The organism is Fuerstiella marisgermanici (assembly GCF_001983935.1).
Taxonomy (GTDB): domain Bacteria; phylum Planctomycetota; class Planctomycetia; order Planctomycetales; family Planctomycetaceae; genus Fuerstiella; species Fuerstiella marisgermanici.
The window spans coordinates 7,000,494-7,017,900 of record NZ_CP017641.1; the positions used below are offsets into that span (position 1 = coordinate 7,000,494).

12 protein-coding genes are annotated in these 17,407 nt (G+C 55.7%); 5 read left to right on the forward strand and 7 right to left on the reverse strand.

Annotated elements, in window-relative coordinates; translation table 11 throughout:
• Positions 1 to 35: 35 nt before the first annotated feature.
• The 5 genes from Fuma_RS26335 to Fuma_RS26355 form a co-directional block, all read right to left on the reverse strand.
• Positions 36 to 2,291 carry an efflux RND transporter permease subunit gene (locus tag Fuma_RS26335; RefSeq protein ID WP_077026744.1) on the reverse strand — a complete coding sequence of 752 codons (2,256 nt, stop codon included), beginning with the start codon at positions 2,289 to 2,291 and terminating at the stop codon, positions 36 to 38.
• Positions 2,292 to 2,318: 27 nt separating this feature from the next.
• Entirely contained in the window at positions 2,319 to 3,341 is a 1,023-nt protein-coding gene (locus tag Fuma_RS26340) for a fatty acid desaturase (protein ID WP_145944388.1), read from the reverse strand.
• Positions 3,342 to 3,428: 87 nt separating this feature from the next.
• Positions 3,429 to 4,859, reverse strand: a complete 1,431-nt coding sequence (locus Fuma_RS26345; RefSeq protein WP_077026746.1) for a hypothetical protein — start codon at positions 4,857 to 4,859, stop codon at positions 3,429 to 3,431.
• A 246-nt stretch (positions 4,860 to 5,105) separates the two neighbouring features.
• Positions 5,106 to 6,524 carry a hypothetical protein gene (locus tag Fuma_RS26350; protein WP_158521145.1) on the reverse strand — a complete coding sequence of 473 codons (1,419 nt, stop codon included), beginning with the start codon at positions 6,522 to 6,524 and terminating at the stop codon, positions 5,106 to 5,108.
• 250 nt (positions 6,525 to 6,774) lie between these two features.
• On the reverse strand, positions 6,775 to 8,343 hold the full coding sequence (locus tag Fuma_RS26355; RefSeq protein WP_077026748.1) for a hypothetical protein: 1,569 nt from the start codon (positions 8,341 to 8,343) through the stop codon (positions 6,775 to 6,777).
• Positions 8,344 to 8,588: 245 nt separating this feature from the next.
• Between Fuma_RS26355 and Fuma_RS26360 the strand changes: the two genes are divergently transcribed.
• From Fuma_RS26360 to Fuma_RS26370, 3 genes are read left to right on the forward strand one after another with little or no spacing between them, the layout of a single operon-like run.
• Positions 8,589 to 9,146, forward strand: a complete 558-nt coding sequence (locus Fuma_RS26360) for a hypothetical protein (RefSeq protein WP_077026749.1) — start codon at positions 8,589 to 8,591, stop codon at positions 9,144 to 9,146.
• A 7-nt stretch (positions 9,147 to 9,153) separates the two neighbouring features.
• Positions 9,154 to 9,987: a hypothetical protein gene (locus tag Fuma_RS26365; RefSeq protein WP_077026750.1), complete on the forward strand. Its 834-nt coding sequence runs from the start codon at positions 9,154 to 9,156 to the stop codon at positions 9,985 to 9,987.
• On the forward strand, positions 9,984 to 14,684 hold the full coding sequence (locus tag Fuma_RS26370; RefSeq protein WP_077026751.1) for a bifunctional serine/threonine-protein kinase/formylglycine-generating enzyme family protein: 4,701 nt from the start codon (positions 9,984 to 9,986) through the stop codon (positions 14,682 to 14,684). Before Fuma_RS26365 ends, Fuma_RS26370 begins: the two co-directional genes overlap by 4 nt.
• Before the next feature lie 24 nt (positions 14,685 to 14,708).
• Here Fuma_RS26370 and Fuma_RS26375 read toward each other — a convergent pair whose 3' ends face one another.
• Positions 14,709 to 15,272 (reverse strand): RNA polymerase sigma factor, encoded by a 564-nt coding sequence (locus Fuma_RS26375; RefSeq protein WP_158521146.1) that lies wholly within the window; start codon positions 15,270 to 15,272, stop codon positions 14,709 to 14,711.
• Positions 15,273 to 15,416: 144 nt separating this feature from the next.
• Positions 15,417 to 16,349, reverse strand: a complete 933-nt coding sequence (thyX, locus tag Fuma_RS26380) for an FAD-dependent thymidylate synthase (RefSeq protein ID WP_077026753.1) — start codon at positions 16,347 to 16,349, stop codon at positions 15,417 to 15,419.
• A 125-nt stretch (positions 16,350 to 16,474) separates the two neighbouring features.
• Between thyX and Fuma_RS26385 the strand changes: the two genes are divergently transcribed.
• Together Fuma_RS26385 and Fuma_RS26390 are read left to right on the forward strand one after the other, a co-directional pair.
• Positions 16,475 to 16,960: a methylated-DNA--[protein]-cysteine S-methyltransferase gene (locus Fuma_RS26385; protein WP_077026754.1), complete on the forward strand. Its 486-nt coding sequence runs from the start codon at positions 16,475 to 16,477 to the stop codon at positions 16,958 to 16,960.
• Entirely contained in the window at positions 16,960 to 17,271 is a 312-nt protein-coding gene (locus Fuma_RS26390; protein ID WP_077026755.1) for a hypothetical protein, read from the forward strand. The genes Fuma_RS26385 and Fuma_RS26390 overlap by 1 nt, the downstream gene beginning before the upstream one ends.
• Positions 17,272 to 17,407: the final 136 nt, after the last annotated feature.

The following is a 17,407-nucleotide window of genomic DNA, read 5'->3' on the forward strand; positions in this document are numbered from 1 at the left end:
GAAGGAGGTTGTATGCGCAGGTGTGGTCATAGCTGCTACGGTTGAGTTAACTTGACAGCGGATGGGGCTTTGGTCACTGAATCAGCTTCTGTTACGCGGCCGGGGAGCAGCGTCAGCAGGGCCGGCAGGAATAACAGATCGGCGGGTAGAGCAACGATCAGCGTGACACACGCCATCGAAGCGAAACTGACATGGGGCGGCAGTTGGCTGGTCATGACGGTTCCCAGGCCTGCCGTTATCACGATCGTCGTCAGCATCAGCGCGCTGCCCACGGCGACAAACGTCCGTTGATTTGCAACGACGGAACTGCTGCCCTTGCGCCGTTCACTGCGGAAGTGGTGCAGGTAGTGAATTGTGTCGTCAACGGCGATCCCCAGGCAGATTGCGAACGAACACGTTGCAGCAATTCCTAGTGACCCCACCATGCAATATTGCAATGCTCCGGAAACGGCCAGAGGCATGACGTTGGGGATGATTGAGATCAACCCGATTTGCCAGGAATGAAAACTGATGGCCAGCAGCATAAAGATAATCGCGGCGGCCATCATCAGGCTCTGCATCATTTCCCTGATCAATTGACTCACGATTTTGCCTTCGACAATCACGTCGCTCAGAAGTTCTACTTCGAATCCTGGGTTGGCCGTTTCGATGCTGACCAGTTTTGACTTGAGTTCATTGAGAACCGGTTCAAGAGCCGCAAAGCCCAGGTCCTGCATGCGTGTGACGACGATAGTTGAACGAATGTCCGGACGATAGAACTGATGCTTCAAAGACTCCGGCAGTTGGTTGGCGAGGATCGATTGATCCTGCCGATTCGAGCCTCTGACCACCGTAAGAGCCGTGCGGATCGACAACGGGCGTCCCAGCAGTGGCTGTTGAGCAATTAAGGACTCGCATTCACGAATGGCCGGCCATATCTGCTTTCGAGACGTATTTTCGGGCCAGCGAAGCATGACTCTCAGGCTGCGAATGCCGCCCACATGCCTGTCGCAATGGTGCATGGCCTGCCACTCTTCGGATTGATTCGGCACGCGATCGCTGACGCGCTCGTCGGCAATTAGTCGGCTGCATAATACCAAACAGCCGACGGTTATCGCCGCGCCGATGATCGTCACCATGCGAGCGTGACTTGCTGAAAAGCGAATCACTCCTTTGAAACGACTGATGAATCGTGCCAACGGTTCCTGCTGGTGGTTGACGTGCATTCGACGACCAAGCCAGGACACCGCCAGTAGCGGGCTCACCAGAACGACGGCAAAAAATGTGACGATGACTCCAATAGCCGATGCGTATCCGAATCCGGCGATCATTTCTGACTGCGACAGTGCCAATGAACCGAAGCCAATGGCTGTTGTGAGCGACGTTAACAGGCATGCCGGACCTGTCTGGACAAGTGCGTTCCGAGCTGCGTCGATGACGTTGCTTCCGGAGACCCGAAGCTGTTTGAGTCTAAGCGTAAAATGGACGCCGTCCGTGAATCCGATCATGACGATCATCACGGGCAGAATGATTTTGGCCAGTTCGTTTTCAGATTGCCCGATCAGCTTCAGCCAGCCGAGTGTCCAGATCACGCCAACGACAGGGCCACTGCACGCAATGATAATGGCGATCGGTCGGCGAAACACCAGAATCTGTAGTCCACCAACAAGCAGATACGCCCAAATTTGTATGCGGACATGATCGCCAGCCAAAGCTCGATTGTGCAGATCGTAAAGCGCCAGCGTTCCGGTAACTCGTACCCGAATATCGGTCGCCGCCAGGTTCCGCATCGCTATCGATCGAATAGTGCTGACGAGCGATTTGTCATTCGTGTCGAGTAGCATCAATAACGTTCGGCCGTCTGAGGAAATCAGATTGTTCGCGGCCAGAGGATGATTCACCAATGCCTGTTTCGCATCGACCAGTTCCTGCGCCGATGTGGCGTTGGTGACGATGGGCAGCCAAAGTCGCTGTCTTCCACGCGGGCTGACTTCGGGAATATCTCCAACCCACGTCAGATTCAGGACTTCTTTAATCTCGCGTAACGCCACAGCGGTGTGCTGCAGTGCGGCGATGTGTGCGGGTTGGAAGAAGTCTTCGCTTTGGAAAACGAGCACAATGGGGGCGTTGGATTTGAACTGTCGTTCCGTCGCGCGAAGTTCGTCGATCACTTCCTTTGGAACCCACCCTGCGGATTGTGACTCGGCGATCCGGAAGCCGGCAAATCCAAGCAATGGCGCAATGCTAAGGACGATGACCAAAAGCCATCCCGGCAGCGGGCGATTGATGAAGGTGTCGGTAAAGAATTTCATTTTGAAAGGAAGGCGGCCAGCGGCTGGTCAGCCCCAATGTGTTTCTGAGCTGACTTTCGCGGATGTCTGTGACGGCAGGTGGCTGAGGTCATCCGTGCAGCCGGCATTTACGCCTACGCCCGGATTTCTAACCATTGCGACCAGCGTGTCCACGAACGCCGCGAAGAACGAAGGGAAGATCGGATAGCGTTGTCCGGGGTTGGCCTCTGAAATCTCTTCCATTCGCTGCTTCAGCGATGAACATTCGAGCTTTGGATAGCGGTGATGCGGGCCGTGTACGGCAAGGTCGAAGTTGAAGAACGACAGCGTCCGGGTGATAAAACTCGGGCCGACAACCGTGCGCGTGCCATGCAGCGGATCGAAGCTGCTGGTGCCAACATGATCCATGATCTTGCGAAGACCGTTCACTGCCGTTGCCAGTAGTGGCGGGAGCGCAAAAATGAAATGCTCCGGCTGGAACTGAAACCTGCCTGTCTGGTGCATCCAGATTCCAGTGCCGATGGTCCCGAGCCAGAACACGGCGATTCCACAGTACTCGATTTTCATCGTTCGGCGAATCGGTAGAGGCACCGGAGATTCTTTTGAGAAGCAGATGCGGCCCCAGATGATGGGTGTCGCGACGACCGCAAAAACGATGTCGAACCACACAAAGATTCGCCGGAAACGTAACGATGCTCGAGGATCACTGTAGGGCCACATTTCCCAGTCGAGAGGCGTATTGAGATAAGCATGGTGTCGCATGTGAACCTCCCTGTACACGGTGTGGGGAATTCCGAGCACGGTTCCAATGATTTTTGCGCTGACCGTTACCACAAGCGGAGTCGAGTTCAGGTTCCCATGTACAATCTCGTGTGTCAGACCTCCGATGCAAAACCACGCGTACGCAAGCAGGGGAATCCAGATCATCGACGCTGCCATGTTGGTCGGGCTGTAATTCGCCATCCACCAGCACTGACCGATACATGCGATGATCGGAAAAGCAATTAGCCTGGGCAGTAACTTAAAAGACATGAAACTGATCTGCTGATTGAAACATCGGCGGTTGACCATGCTCGGAAACGCGTGCTGCTGCTTTCGCACTGCGTCGATTGTTGAACCTAAGAATGGCAACGGCTGAAGATTGGGGCATCGAGGCAGTCACCGCGTTCCTTGGGCGATCGAATGCGGACCAACAGCAACGGTTTCGATCGTTCTTCGTGAGTCATTGGATCCTGCAAGTGCTGAAAGTCCGTCAGAAATGTTTTGCAGCAATTCATCGGCGTCGGCTGAGGAGAATAAATGCGTGTTTCGGTTCAGGTGCATAATCAATTCGCCCCCGTAGGTGCCGAATGCCATCGTCATGTTGGTGTTTGAGCGCACTGGAGCGACGCCATCGATCCGTTGAATGACGACATTGCCGGCGATCGCTCTTCCGTGTATTAGAGGGAATCGGTTTTCGAAGATTCGCCGCACCTCCCCAACGTTGGTCATCACGGCCGTTGCGAAGTTCGGCTGAGCGATTTGCGACAGTCGAAACAGTCCCGGAATCCAGCGTGTCAATGCAAATCCATGCAGCATGGCGGCTGCTTCGTTTCGATTGAGCATCTGCTGAGACTTATTACGGATGGCTTCCAGCAGTGATTCGGACGACAGGATTTCGTGACGCCGGAAGCTATGAAAGACATAGCTGACGACATTTGCCGCAGAGATATCGTCGTGGTCGGGAGTCCTCATACTGACCGGCATTAGAATCCGAAACAGGTCGCGGCGTTTTGCGCCGGGACTATTCGATGACCACATTGCGGTTTTCTGTAGGAAGACCATCATGCACAAATCGTTGACCGTGGCACCGTTCGAAGCGGCGAGTTCTCGCAATTGTTTCAGCACCGACCGCGGCAAAACTCTGGTCGCAATGATGTTGTTCGTCTCCTGTTTTCCAGGAGGTGCGGATGATTCCCCGCACCTAACAAGGCAGTAACTCTTCCTCAGGAATAGCCGACAGGTTTCCAGCAGCGTATGGCCGATCGGCGCTCGCGGCTTGCGTTGGTCTCCTGCCATCGCCTTCGTGCCACGGCTCAGCAGTCGCTGCGGGTTAGGGCGGCGAACTCGTGGTCGTTCGTCAGCGCTGGAGGCAGTGAGTTGACCGTAGTGCGCGAAGACGTCTCCGATAAATCGAATCGCTCCGATGCCGTCGACGCAGGCGTGGTGAAAGTGAGTGATCAGCACTCCTCGATCGGCACACAGACGCAGTTGAAAGGTGACGCCCGCTTCGTTCCGTAAATCGATTCTTTGCAACGGGCAGTGAAGAGGAGGAGCTTCGCTGTCATAGCTGATGGCTGTCAGCGTCGGCTTATGGTTTTTCAGAAGTCGCCATTCGCTGCGCCATCCCGATTCGTCAACGACAGCGCGAAGTAACGGGTTGTCCAGCAGCGTGATGTCCAATGCCTGTCGGAAAGCGGACTCATTCAGTTGCCCTTCGAACGATGTTCGCAGGACAATGACCATTGGGTGGTCGGCAGAGTCGTCTCGGAAGGCGTAGTGTTCAAAATCTGACAGCGTCAGCGGGAACATGTCGTCTGCTGGATTCATGTTGTTCCCAGGAAGGAGATGACCGTCTGCGCTAACCCACGCTTATCAAGCGCATCGTGATCACCCTAGCCAGGTACCTACGGCGGCAGCAACTGTAAATTTGACGACATGCGAAGTTGGTGAAACATGCTGCCCCATGGGCATGGTCGGAGCACAAATTCTACTTTTAGTCAGGCCAACTCTCCGAGGCGGGCTGTTTTCGGTGCCTCGGACAGTCAGGATGCTGTCCAACTTCTGCGCAAGAACTTAACCGGGTAAATCGGGTACCTGCGTTGCTGTGTCCTTCAGCGTGTCCGCAAATGCGTTCAACAGTGCCTTGGCGTTTCGCTGACTGAAACGTTTCGAACAGCACCGCATGCTGATCGACAGGCAGCCGTTGATCATCATTGAGGAGAATGCGGCAGATGTGCCCTGTCGAATGGGTGGGATGCCGCAGATGTGTTCGACTGTGAGATTGCCCATCTGAATTTGGCCGTCAATCTTTGGCAACCGGCTTCCTATCGTATTTAGCAAATTGCCCATGTGTGAAATCACTGTCGTACTCATGCAACTGTCCTGCGTCCACCACATGACGAACCGCAGCATTCCCGGTAGCTTCCTCATCGCTTCAATTGCCTGAACAAAAAACCAACCCGCCTGGTGTTTGTGGACGAGTTGCATTTCGTCACGAATGCTGTGAAGCAGTTTGTCCCGTTGTGTGACAAGCGAAACCGGTCGTGCCATGAAGACGTAGCTCACGACGTTGCACGCAGGCAGTTCACTGTCGGATGGTCCTCGCAGGCTGGTCGGCACAAGCACGCACACGGTTGGTTGTTTGACGCTGAACCATTGTTTTCTACGACGTCCGTGTTTTGTGTTCCAGGCGTGCGAGGTCGTCATGAGTTCACTGACGAGCAGATCATTCAGAGAAGCGCAATGAAGTTTGGCAGCTTCCCTAAGGCCACGTGTTTCACGGCGACTTAGTTGCAGCGTCATCAGGTTGAGGCCCTGTTGTCGGTCATCATTACGGTCGGGCGAAGTGGTCTGCAGGGGAAGTTTCTTCTGCCGCAGGTATCTGAGTGTGTACTTCAGAAGAATTCGAACCCGTCGCGTGAGTGAGCCTCTCACGTCGGCAATGCGCCGCCCATCGCGGCTGCCTCTTGTCTTCAGCAGATGGTGGTGCACAGGACGCAGTTCCGGCAGGTCTCCTTCGATACCGTTGCTGGCCGCGTGTTGACGGGCGTAGGCGATCGCGACGTCTTCGAGGAACTGGGCCGCGCCGATTCCGTCGCAGCAGGCGTGGTGAAACTGAAGGGTGAGCAGAGCATGTTCCGTCGTCTGTTCGCCCCAAACACGCAGCCCGACTGTGTTTCTCAAATCGATGGGTTGGTGCCAGGGTTCTGCTGCGGACCAGTGGTCTTTGTTCCAATCGGTGTTCGGAATATCATCGCCTGCCCAGACCCAGCATTCACGCCCGTTATCTGATTCGACTCGGCAGCACAGCAGCGGGTGCCGAGTTAACGCGGTGTCGACGGCCAGTTGCATGTTCCGTCGATCTACCACCCCTTTAAGCCGAACCTGAAGATAGAACACCATTGGAAAATCTGGTGACTCATCCGTCAGCATGAATTGTTCGAATGCTGTGAGCGGCAGAGGCAGGAGAGATTCGGGGGCGACTGGCGCCATGGTGGTGACCGTCTGTTGTTTACAGCGAAAGAAGCATCGAAACGCTACCATATAGACGGTGGTCTTGTCCTGCTGCGAGAACTATTGCGTGAATTCGGCACGAGCGAATGTTGCGAATTTGCAACGCCCGCTGCAGGTTCACTCAGGCCTTGTTAGGCGTTCCTGGAATGTCCTTTTTCTTTTCCCGTCATGAGCGATTTGGTAGGTGATAAGCCTGTCGGCCCCGTCGAATTTATCGCCACACGACCGCTCATTTGCCGATTACAGTGGTGCCTTTCTTCTGCATTTTGATTGTCACTTCGGAAGTTTCACCTCGCACGAAAGTGACATTAAGTTCCCGGCGGATGCCTGGACCATCGCCGGTGGGCTGTTCGAAGTCTTCGTGATGAACGGAGATCGATTGCGTCAGTGGTGAGTCCTTCGTGCCGCCGGGAATCGTATTTATTTCTGCGACGCCTTTTTCGTCCGTTGTGGCCATGTAGCGCGAACTGGCTGGCGACATGATGCCAAGTTCGACGAACTTCTCGCGGGTGGCGCGGCCCCACGTCATGTCTTTGACCTTGTCGGCTGCCAACAGCGCTGCGCGCCGACTGTAACCGTTGCCGACAATAGTGCTGCCGCCGCCGAAGCTGATTTGGTTGGGCGACGTATAGACTTGAGCGTTTTCGATCGGGTTGCCATCCGGTCCCAATACTGTCACTCGACAGGTTGCGGTTTGCTGCATTTTGATGAAGGGAGTGGCGACATCGTCTTTCAAAAGTGCCAACTGAGGTGCCACTCGCGAATCCGAAATTTGCGACTGGTGAACTTCCAGACCGACGCGTTGAAGATCTTCGACCGTTGGATGAACGCTGATCCACCCATCGCAAACAGCAATCATCTGAACGACGTCGCCACGGGGCAAGGATTCAAAAACAAACGTCCCGTCTTCTTCGATTGTCGTCCAGTCTGACCAATCATTGCGCCTTTCGTACGAACCGTACGCTTCAGCTCCCAGTCCGGTGATTACATGGATGGAGACAATTCCGTTCTTAAACGGGCGAGGCACGTTCTTGTCGATTGTCCCTTCAACGCGCGTGCCGGTTTGAAGTTCCAGGTCTCGTAGTAGAACGCGAGACTTGTTACCGTATTCACTCAAGTCGATGGACTTGCTGAATTTGATTGGCCCGTCGTCCGGCAGCGCGAAGACTCGCAGTGTGCTGCGTTCGGGGTCGACGCCGCGAGACATCAGCATGCCGTTGTTCAGCGTCGCCCACTCGTCAGGGCCGCCCGAACCGCTCAGCGAGGCGTGCAGGTTTTTCCTGATTGGCTCTTTCGTGTCTGCGTCAATCGCCGTAACGGCGATTCTCCGCCCACGTTGCAGAGTGATCTTTGCGGGATCATCGTCGACCGAACGGTCTTCTCGGAACATGATGTAGTCTTCATGCTGCACCAACCACGTGATCTCCCCGACCTCAAGCTTTTCGTAGACAAATTTTGGACACGAAATTTCGACTCTTCCGGATTCGTCCGTTTCTACCTTCGATAGCTTTCCGTGGCGTTCTTCGGCCCAGCCGTAGTGGCTGGCACGTTCAAGCCGCGTTCTCATACCGGACGGAGTCACGGTGGCTCCAGCGATGGGTTCGCCCTCCGGATTGGTGATCAGCAGCCGGACGGTAATCGTCTCGATATCCAGCTTCTCCGGAGTCTCTGAGGTGGCGGGCTCGTTGGCGCGGCTGGCGTTCGCACCAGCGATCAGCAACGTGATGATGAGCAGCGATTTCGTGGCGTGGGCCATGATTCGTCGAGAAGGCAGGGGGCGATCCGGTTGATTGGTCATGGGAGCTATCCAATGGTTTGCGAAGAAGGTCGCTGATCAGGATCGGTTTGCGCCACAATTTTGTCTTTCGATGGCGAAAAAACAGTGTTTCGACCGCGACAATCAATTTATGACTTCGGCTACGATTTCTCTACGGCCAGGGATAGACTGGTGCATCACAGACGACCCCCGCGGAGGCTCGATTGGGAGAGATCGAGCCACGGATTTTCGACGAAATCCACGACGAACAATCACCGGAGCAGCATATGGCGGAATCCAACGACGACTTGAACAGCCACCTCAAACGAGCCTTCAAAAAACGGGACGAACCGCAAACGACGCTGCCCGTGAAGGCGAACGTGGAGGTTATCGAACAGTCTGAGCCTGAGGCGACTCAGGAGGTGGCCGAAGACAAGATGGGGATGATCAGCCGTCTGAAACTTCGCAACGCCGAATCGGCTCATGAGCTGCAAAAGGCTCGCACGACGTACGAAACCGAAATCGAACTCATCCGCCACAAAGCGGACGCGGCCATTCGCGAAAGCAAAGCCTTTTGGGATGCGAAGTCGGTCGAAGTGGCCGAATCGATCAAGACCTACGTACAGTCAACCGTGCGAGCCCTCGAAATCGATCGACTGGATTCTCGCAACGACGATCTGCGGCGAGCGTACGAATCGGCCGCGACCGCCCTGGATAAAGCCAAGTCGTCCAGCCTGCCGGAAGTGATGAAGGACCGACTGATTCAGGACATCCTCACCAACTTTGAAAAGACGCTGGCACGAATTCAGGAAGATACGATCGTTGCAAAGTACGATCTGGACTAATAAAGCCATGGCCGACGACCTGCCCGATTTTTCGCGACTGCCGGAGGATTCTGCGAAGGATCTGCACCGCTTCGGCGTGGGCATGTTTGTCGCGTTGCTCGTCCTGTTGTTGCTTGCCGTTGTTTATTCGATCGGCCAGAAGATCGAGGGCTTTCGATGGAACACGTTCCGCAACGGCTTGTTCACCTTCGGACTGATTTTGTTGTCCGTCTGTGCAACCGTGGTGGCCATGACGTTTGCAATTCGCGGCATGACGCTGCTTTGGCCTGAAGCCATGCAACGCAGTGCGGAACGCCGCAAGCTGAAGAAGGCCACTCACGATGCCACATCGGCTATTGCCGAAAGGCAACGTTTGAACGAAGAACGTGCTCGCCTGACGGCTCAGTTACAGGCCACGTATCTGTTCGAAAAGGAGACGTCCGATGCTGCCAATGCGAAAGCATCCCAAGCCTTTCGAGAAGCATTGCAGTCCAGCGTGCTGCAAAGCTGCCAGATTGCATTCGACCACATCAACAAGGTGGTGGAACAGTATGAGCAGGTGGTGAAAGAAATCGAATTGTCCGAGTTGCCGTCGGGAGATAAGACTGAGCTACTGAACTCATTGGCAAAACAATTGGATGTTGCCGCCACGGAAGAACGCAACAAAGATGCTCAGAAGATGATGGAGTCTGAAATCTGGAAGGTGCGTTTTCGCAAGGCTCGGCTCATTGCGAAAGACAGTCCCGCAGCAGCCGTTCGATATCTTAACCGCATTCAACAGGAAGCTCGCGGGCCAAAGCTGAAGGCCCGAATTCAGGTGATGATTGATTCGATTTCTGCCGTTTCTGATCCAACTCCATGACGGATGATACCAACGAAACTGTGCCAGAAGCCTGGGCGTCACCGACGCAGGAACAGCTGGATTATGTATCGACGTGGTTTGACTATGGCCAGCGACCGACCGTCGAACTTCCGTCGCAATCCGGTCAGCAAAGTGACGGGGACAGCGTCACTTCCACATCGCTACAGAAACTGCTTGCCGTCTACGACTGTCTCGAATTAATGGACCGCGTCTGGCCTCGATCAGACGGCGAAGACACTGTGGGTCTGGAAAAGATTGCCGCCAACAAGCTATTGGCAGATCAGATTGCATCTGGCAACGTCCTTGATTCTCGCTACCGAATTATTGCGGAAATCGGCCGAGGCGGATTCGGCGTCGTCCTGAAGGGACATGATACACAGCTGCGCCGAGACGTGGCGATCAAGATCGCTTTGGAAAATGCACCCGCCTTCGATGCCGACGCAACTCTGGATTGCGGTTCACGAACAGACTCTGAGGAGCCAGTTCGCGAAGCTTTGAAAGAGGCTCGCGTGGTCGCCAGTTTGCGACATCCCAACATCGTGCGCGTGCTTGATATTGGAAGCTGTCCTGAGGTCCCGTTCTATATTGTTTCGGAACTCATTCAGGGCACGACACTGCGCGAAGTTGCAAGACGCGGCCGCTTGCCGTTGCTCGATACACTCCGCGTTGTTGCAAAGATCGCTGCCGGTCTGGACTACGCCCATAGTCGAGGCATCATTCACCTCGATGTGAAACCGGCCAACATCCTGCTCGACCACGACGGTGAACCGCATCTGACGGACTTTGGGATGGCCATCAGGAATTCGGCCCATCGTCCGTCAATGCTCATCGCCGGCACACCTCACTACATGGCTCCGGAACAGGCGGCCGGCCGAGATCATCGCATCAACCGGCAGTGTGACATCTATAGCCTGGGCGTGACGCTGTATTATCTGCTATCCGGAAAGCTGCCATACACATCATCGTCTGCAACGGAGCTGTTGAAGCTGATTTCTGCGTCTCGCTATGTGCCGGTCGGCCAGTTGGTGGAAGCAGTTCCGCCGGGTTTGGAACGCATTCTGGACCAGGCGATGGCGAAGCGCCAATCAGACCGCTATCAGACGGCCGCTCAGTTCGCTGCCGACCTGAATCAATTGGCAGATGAGCTGAAGCTTGAAGGTGCCGACAAAGCGGACGCGTCGCCAATCACAATTGTGCCGCAGGGATTGCGTTCCTTCAGTCAGCGGGATTCAGACTTCTTTTTGCAGCTCGTTCCAGGCGTTCGCGATGTCTATGGGGTTCCTCAAAGTCTGCGATTCTGGAAACACAGGATCGAGCAGTCATATGTGGAACGCGGGACAGAAGTGAATCTGGTTTTTGGACCGTCCGGTTGTGGGAAAACGTCGCTTGTGAAGGCTGGCCTGATTCCCCTCCTGTCCAAGCGCATCGTGCCGATTTATGTGGAAGCGTCTCCCCAGAATACCGAACGCGATGTTCTGATGTTGATCCGTCAATATGTGAATCTGCCTGCCCCGGTTGACAGTCTGGCCAAGGCCGTGCGTTGGCTGCAGAGTCCCGCGATGCTTCGTGAGCAGGAATCCAGTGACACTAACGCGGCTAGCCGTTTTGTGTTGTTCATTGACCAGTTCGAACAATGGTTGCACCAGCAGCATCTTCGTGAAAATCACGATTTGGTAGCGGCGTTAGAAATTTGCGATGGGCAGAATGTCATGCCCGTTCTGATGATCCGAGACGACTTCTGGATGGCCGCCAGTCGGCTGATGAAGGAATTGGATATCCCAATCGTGGAAGGCGGAAATGCCGCGGCCGTTGACCTTTTTGACATGGAGCATGCTCGCCACGTGCTGCGTCTGTTCGGGCAGGCGAACGGCGATTTGCCTTTGGAGTCCGGAGAGATTACAGCCGATCAACAGGAATTTATCCGTTTGGCCATAGAGGACTTGCAGCTTGAAAATCGGGTCGTCTGCGTTCGCATCGCCTTGTTTGCCCAAATGATGCGCGGTCGAGTGTGGTCACCGGCCAGTTTGGAACACTCGGGCGGCAGCGCAGGCATTGGGGTACGTTTTCTGGGTGAAACGTTCGGCGATCGCACCGGCCATGCCAACCATCGGGCCATGGAAACCAGTGCCCGGTTGGTGCTGGCTGCACTGTTGCCCGAACATGGAACCGACATTAAGGGGCACCGACGTTCGGCTGAAGAGTTACAGTCGATCAGTGGCTTGAACGCGGATGAATTCCAGCGGCTGTTGCAGGTTCTGGATAAAGAACTGCGCCTGATCACGCCCGTCGAACACGAAGCTGGCCTTGCAGTGGAATCGACGGGCCGATTGTCAGAAGCAGACCAGAGTGGATATCAGCTGACGCACGATTTTCTTGTGCCTTCGATTCGTGAGTGGCTGTTCAAGAAACAACGAGAGACGCCGGCCGGTCGAGCAGAGTTGTGTCTGGCAGAACGAGCTTCGTTATGGCAGGCCGAGCCACTAAAACGTTACCTGCCGTCGGCTTCCGAAACTATTGCAATCCTTCGGAGAACGAATGCGCGTCGATGGTCGACGGTACAGAAAGCAATGATGGCGTCAGCTGTCCGCGTGCACTCCCGGCGAGCGGTTGTGGCCCTGGCCGCCGTGGGCTTGATGATTATCGGGGCTGCGCTGTTGCGAAATCGGGTCCGGAGTGATCAGTTCGAAAACACTGCGGCGGCGAAAGTGGATAGCCTTCTGACGGCCAGAATCGGCGACGTGCCTCGACTGATTGAGGAACTGGGCGAATTCCGTTCCGTTGCCGATGGCTGGTTACATTCGAGGTTTAACGCTCCTCGTAACGCGGACGAACAACTGCGTGCCGGTTTGGCACTTACCAACACAGAATTGGTTGAACCACAGTTCCTGACGGACGCGTTGCTGAACGGAACCCCTGAACAGGTCGAAGTGATTCGCGGGATCGCTCATCGACACAACAGAGAACTGGCTCCGCGTCTTTGGAAGTCGCTCGACGATGATTTGAACACGTCTCAGCGGCTTGCGGCTGCCAGTGGCCTGGCTCTATTCGCCCCAGACGATCCGCGATGGGAAACGGCGGCCAGGCAAATCGCGGACGCTCTGGTCCGCGAGAACACTTTGCACGTTGCGAGCTGGATGGAGTTGGTTCGACCGCTTTCAAAACAGCTTTGTTCTCCACTGGCCGACGTGTTTCGTAACGACAATAAAGACTACTCACCTGCTCAAAGAGACATCGCAACGGCTCTTATTTCTGAATATGCAGCCAACGACACGGAGCTGATCTTCGGACTGCTAATCGACGCGCCTCAGTTCTCGACGTTGTTGTTCGATGCGTTCGCCCGCAGGCCGGACGAGGCGAGGCGGCTGGTGAAATCGCGACTGGCGTCACTTTCCGGCGGCCAGTTGACTGGTGAAGACAAGGTGCCGGAAATTGCGAGGCGCGCCAATCTGATCGTGCTGGCGATGAAGCTTGATGCATACGAAACCGTTTGGCCGTACTGGTCCAACTCCGTTGATCACAGCGTTCGCACGGAAGTCCTTCATTCGCTGGCTGAATCCAGCGTTAGTCCCGCGCCGCTGATTGAGCGGGCGCATCAAGAACCAGATCCCGGGACGCGCGCCGCTCTGCTGCTGGGTATTGGACACCTTATCAGCGATCTTAATGAGCAGCAGGCCACAGCACTCGCCGATCTGGCACTTGATCGGTTTGAACACGATCCGGCGGCTGGAGTTCACGGGGCTTGCCACTGGCTGATTCACAACTGCATCGGTGCGACCAGGTCGCCACTAAGCGAAGTGCAGAAAGCCGAGATACGTGATCGGTTCGACCAAATCGAAACCCGGCTTGCTGCCGGCAAACCGCTTGGCGATCGAAACTGGTACGTCACTTCGCACGGGCGCCATTCGTTGACAATTGTGCCTGGCCCCACGGTCGGCTGGGTTGGCAGCACAAAAGACACAGCTCCTGGCCGCGACCCCGACGAACCACGCCGCCAGCGCCGAATCGGGCGAACGTTTGCCATTGGGCAACGCGAAGTTACTGTCAGCCAGTTCATGGAATTCTGGCAGCAAAGGCCCAAACTGCGTGAGTTCTATGATGTTCCGGATGACTACTTCGGGCAGGTCGATTCGCAACTCGCCGTCGAACGAGTGAATTGGTTTCTTGCGGCCGATTTTTGCAACTGGTTAAGCGAGCAGGAGGGGCTGCCCAAGAGTGAGTGGTGCTATCCAGAGAACGTTGACCGAGTTAACGGGATCACGATTCCCGACGACTACTTCGGACGCACTGGTTATCGGTTGCTCTCAGAAACTGAATGGGAATTGTCCGCTCGCAACGGAACGCTGACCGCGTGGCATTTCGGTAGCGATGGCCAGCGACTAAACGACTATGCGTGGTGGCAGGAAAACGCTGACGAGCGGATTCACCCAGTGGGACTGTTGCAACCAAACGGTCTGGGCCTGTTCGATATGATCGGCAACGCGATGGAGTGGACGGGAACAGGTCAGCAGTTGGATGAAGAACTCGTAGATGACCGTCTGCTTCATCCGAAAGTCAACCCGTTGGGAGACCGCGTTCTCCGCGGCGGAGGCTATTCCGACTTCCGCAGTTACGCGCGGTCCGCATACCGTGAATCTTACACTCCGGACGCTGGCGGTGCCGAACTCGGAATTCGAATTGGTCGGACGATGCCGGAATAGTTGGACGAAAACAGCTCGGTGAGTTTACGCCTGGTCGTCCTGCAGGATTGCTGCGAGCGCGTCAATCGCCTGGTTCCACAGTTTGCGAACCTCGTCGGGCGTGTGGTCGGCTTGTTTAGCGATGTCAGCGAAGGTCAAGCCGTCACGTTGCCGCATTTCGATGATTCGACGATGCTCGTCAGGCAGGCGAGACAGGGCGTCCAGTAATCGACGCTCGTCGGCCTGCTGTTGCTGCTGTCGGCTGAGAGAATCGCCGCATGTGTCAGCAAGCGGTGGAATGTTCTTACGTTCTTTCTGGGGAACTTCGCGCTGCAGATCGCGATAACGATTCACAATGATGTTGATCAGAATCTGCCTCAGCCATGCTGCGAATTCCTCAACGTTTTCCGCCGGGCACCTGTCGAAATTGGCCTGAGCTTCGACGATCGCACTTTCAACGACGTCGGCTGCTGCTATTTGCCCGGATGGTTCGTCGGCGACGGTTTTTTTCGCCATTCCAGACAGGTAGTCACGAAATGTTTCCAGCAGCGCCGCTCGGTCACAGGCCGTTCCGCTGTGAGCACTACGCAGCAGGCGTTGCGAAAGCAAGGTGTCTTGATGTGGCTGGCTGGCGTTAGACAAATCGGAATCCACATCGCTTATGCAGGCAGCGAGCCGAGCCGCTGGTTCTCTGAGCTGTTCAATTCGAAGGAACCAGAGACCTATCACCTTGGGGCGCCACATGCGGGTTCATTATTCCTCCGCCAGCAGCCCCATACGCACCAGCTTTTGGCGGCATTCGTCTCGTTCGCGGCTGCGCTTTAGCGAGGCCCAAGTGGGGTCCTGAGATCCCAGAAACGCGGCTTCGGGGAAGGGCGGTGTGAGGCCGGCCTTGGCGGCGTGGCTGGTGAGGCGTTGAACGACGCCGACGTCCAGTCGAGTGAGAAACATGGACTGCATGCGGTAGTCCTGGAACGCTTCCCACACAATCGGAAACAGCGGCGCGACAATCTGTTCGCCGATCGCTGTGGCGTAGTTGCGGATCTCAAGCTGAGCGTGGCTGTCCATTCGCAAAGCCAGAAAGTGCAGCAGGTTGTGCAGGTCGATTTTCCAGTACGCTTCCGTATATGTCGCGAGCGGAAGGTCTTTTCTTGCCTGTTCGCGAGCGACGCCGGAGTCGATGCGTTCCTGATAGACCATTCGCATCTGGTTCTGCAACTCGGTTTCCTGTTCGGTCAGCTTTTGGCCGAGGTCCGTGGGCAGCGAATCGCCGCTGCCCTGGCGGTTGGATTCGGCCTGCGTTCTCCATTCGTCCGGCGGCGTGGTTTGAGCGGCGTCGACGGCCAGCGAATACCGAGTGCTGTATTCATTGATGTTGGCCGTGCGATGACGAACCCACTGCCGCCAGCAGTCCATGGGGACTCGGACCAGAAACTTGATTTCTGCCATTTCAAATGGCGTTGTGTGCCGATGCCGCAGCAGGTAGCGAATGAGCGTCCGGTCGTCGCTGACTTTTTTGGTGCCTTCGCCATAGCTGACGCGAGCTGCCTGCACGATGCTGCCATCGTCGCCCATGACGTCAACCAGACAGACAAACCCGTCGTCCAATACGGGGACTTTTTTCCAGCGTAAGTCGTTGACCTGGGCAAGACGTTCTTCGGGCGACTGGTGAGCTTGTGGGGACATCGGATTGTTTCAGTCTGGCATTCACTAATTGGCAATCAACAGCGGGGCAATGTATGGTTTCAGCTGCCCGAATTCCAACGGGCGGCGATTCGTTGATGTAACTCTTGACGGAAAGGCAGTTGACCATGCATTACACTTGGATGGACGAGACTCCGATTGGCCGAATTCTGCTGGCTGGTGACGACGAAGGCCTGAAATATCTTGTCTTTGATCACGGGGCATCACAGGAACGTCATCAGCTGCCGTTGCCTGGCTGGACTGAAAAGGCTGCACCGTTTAAGGAAGTTTCTCGGCAGCTGAAAGCCTACTTCGCCGGGAAATTGCATCGATTTGACCTGCCGTTGGCGGCCAATGGTACCGATTTCCAGAAGCGTGTCTGGAAGGCACTTTGCGACGTGCCCTACGGCGAAACTGTGAGCTACGGTGAAATTGCCAAGGCGATTGGCAAGCCAACCGCGTCACGAGCGGTCGGGATGGCGAACGGTCGCAACCCGATTTCGATTATCGTTCCGTGCCACCGCATTATCGGCAGCAGCGGAAAACTGGTCGGGTATGGCGGCGGCCTCGAACGCAAAACTCGACTGCTGCAGTTGGAAGGTGTGGCGGTGTGATGCAGGATCAGCGTGCGACGGAAAATCCGTACGCTGCGCCGGAAGCTCAACCAGAGCAGCCGCTAACAACACCCGTTTCCTCGATAACTGTGATTTGGGAGCTCGTGGTGGCTGTGTTCGCATTCTTTTTGGTGTGGTTCACGGCGAATCTGTTACTGACGCTTGTGGCCCCACACCCTCTGTTTTCAACATGGCTGGCAGTCGCCGTGCAGCCATTGTTTGTACTATTGGCTGCGTGGGCCGCACAACAGCACTTCCGATCGACGCTACGGAATTTACGGGAGGCTGATGAGGTCGTTGACGACGGCTAACCGGCGAAGTTCGACGTGTCCGACTCCGGAGCACAAGATTTACCCCCGCGACCAACGCCGGCGCTTCAGCTCGACAACGTCACCCGGCCACCACGCCAATCGTCAGCCGGGACGTCCCGGCCACGGCAATCGCCCG

Coding starts and splice junctions, on each gene's coding strand:
- Fuma_RS26350 (WP_158521145.1), bottom strand. CDS start 6,524: ATGGCGCCAGTCGCCCCCGAATCTCTCCTGCCTCTGCCGCTCACAGCA.
- Fuma_RS26360 (WP_077026749.1), top strand. CDS start 8,589: ATGGCGGAATCCAACGACGACTTGAACAGCCACCTCAAACGAGCCTTC.
- Fuma_RS26335 (WP_077026744.1), bottom strand. CDS start 2,291: ATGAAATTCTTTACCGACACCTTCATCAATCGCCCGCTGCCGGGATGG.
- Fuma_RS26370 (WP_077026751.1), top strand. CDS start 9,984: ATGACGGATGATACCAACGAAACTGTGCCAGAAGCCTGGGCGTCACCG.
- Fuma_RS26365 (WP_077026750.1), top strand. CDS start 9,154: ATGGCCGACGACCTGCCCGATTTTTCGCGACTGCCGGAGGATTCTGCG.
- Fuma_RS26355 (WP_077026748.1), bottom strand. CDS start 8,343: ATGACCAATCAACCGGATCGCCCCCTGCCTTCTCGACGAATCATGGCC.
- Fuma_RS26340 (WP_145944388.1), bottom strand. CDS start 3,341: ATGGTCAACCGCCGATGTTTCAATCAGCAGATCAGTTTCATGTCTTTT.
- Fuma_RS26345 (WP_077026746.1), bottom strand. CDS start 4,859: ATGAATCCAGCAGACGACATGTTCCCGCTGACGCTGTCAGATTTTGAA.
- thyX (WP_077026753.1), bottom strand. CDS start 16,349: ATGTCCCCACAAGCTCACCAGTCGCCCGAAGAACGTCTTGCCCAGGTC.
- Fuma_RS26390 (WP_077026755.1), top strand. CDS start 16,960: ATGCAGGATCAGCGTGCGACGGAAAATCCGTACGCTGCGCCGGAAGCT.
- Fuma_RS26385 (WP_077026754.1), top strand. CDS start 16,475: ATGCATTACACTTGGATGGACGAGACTCCGATTGGCCGAATTCTGCTG.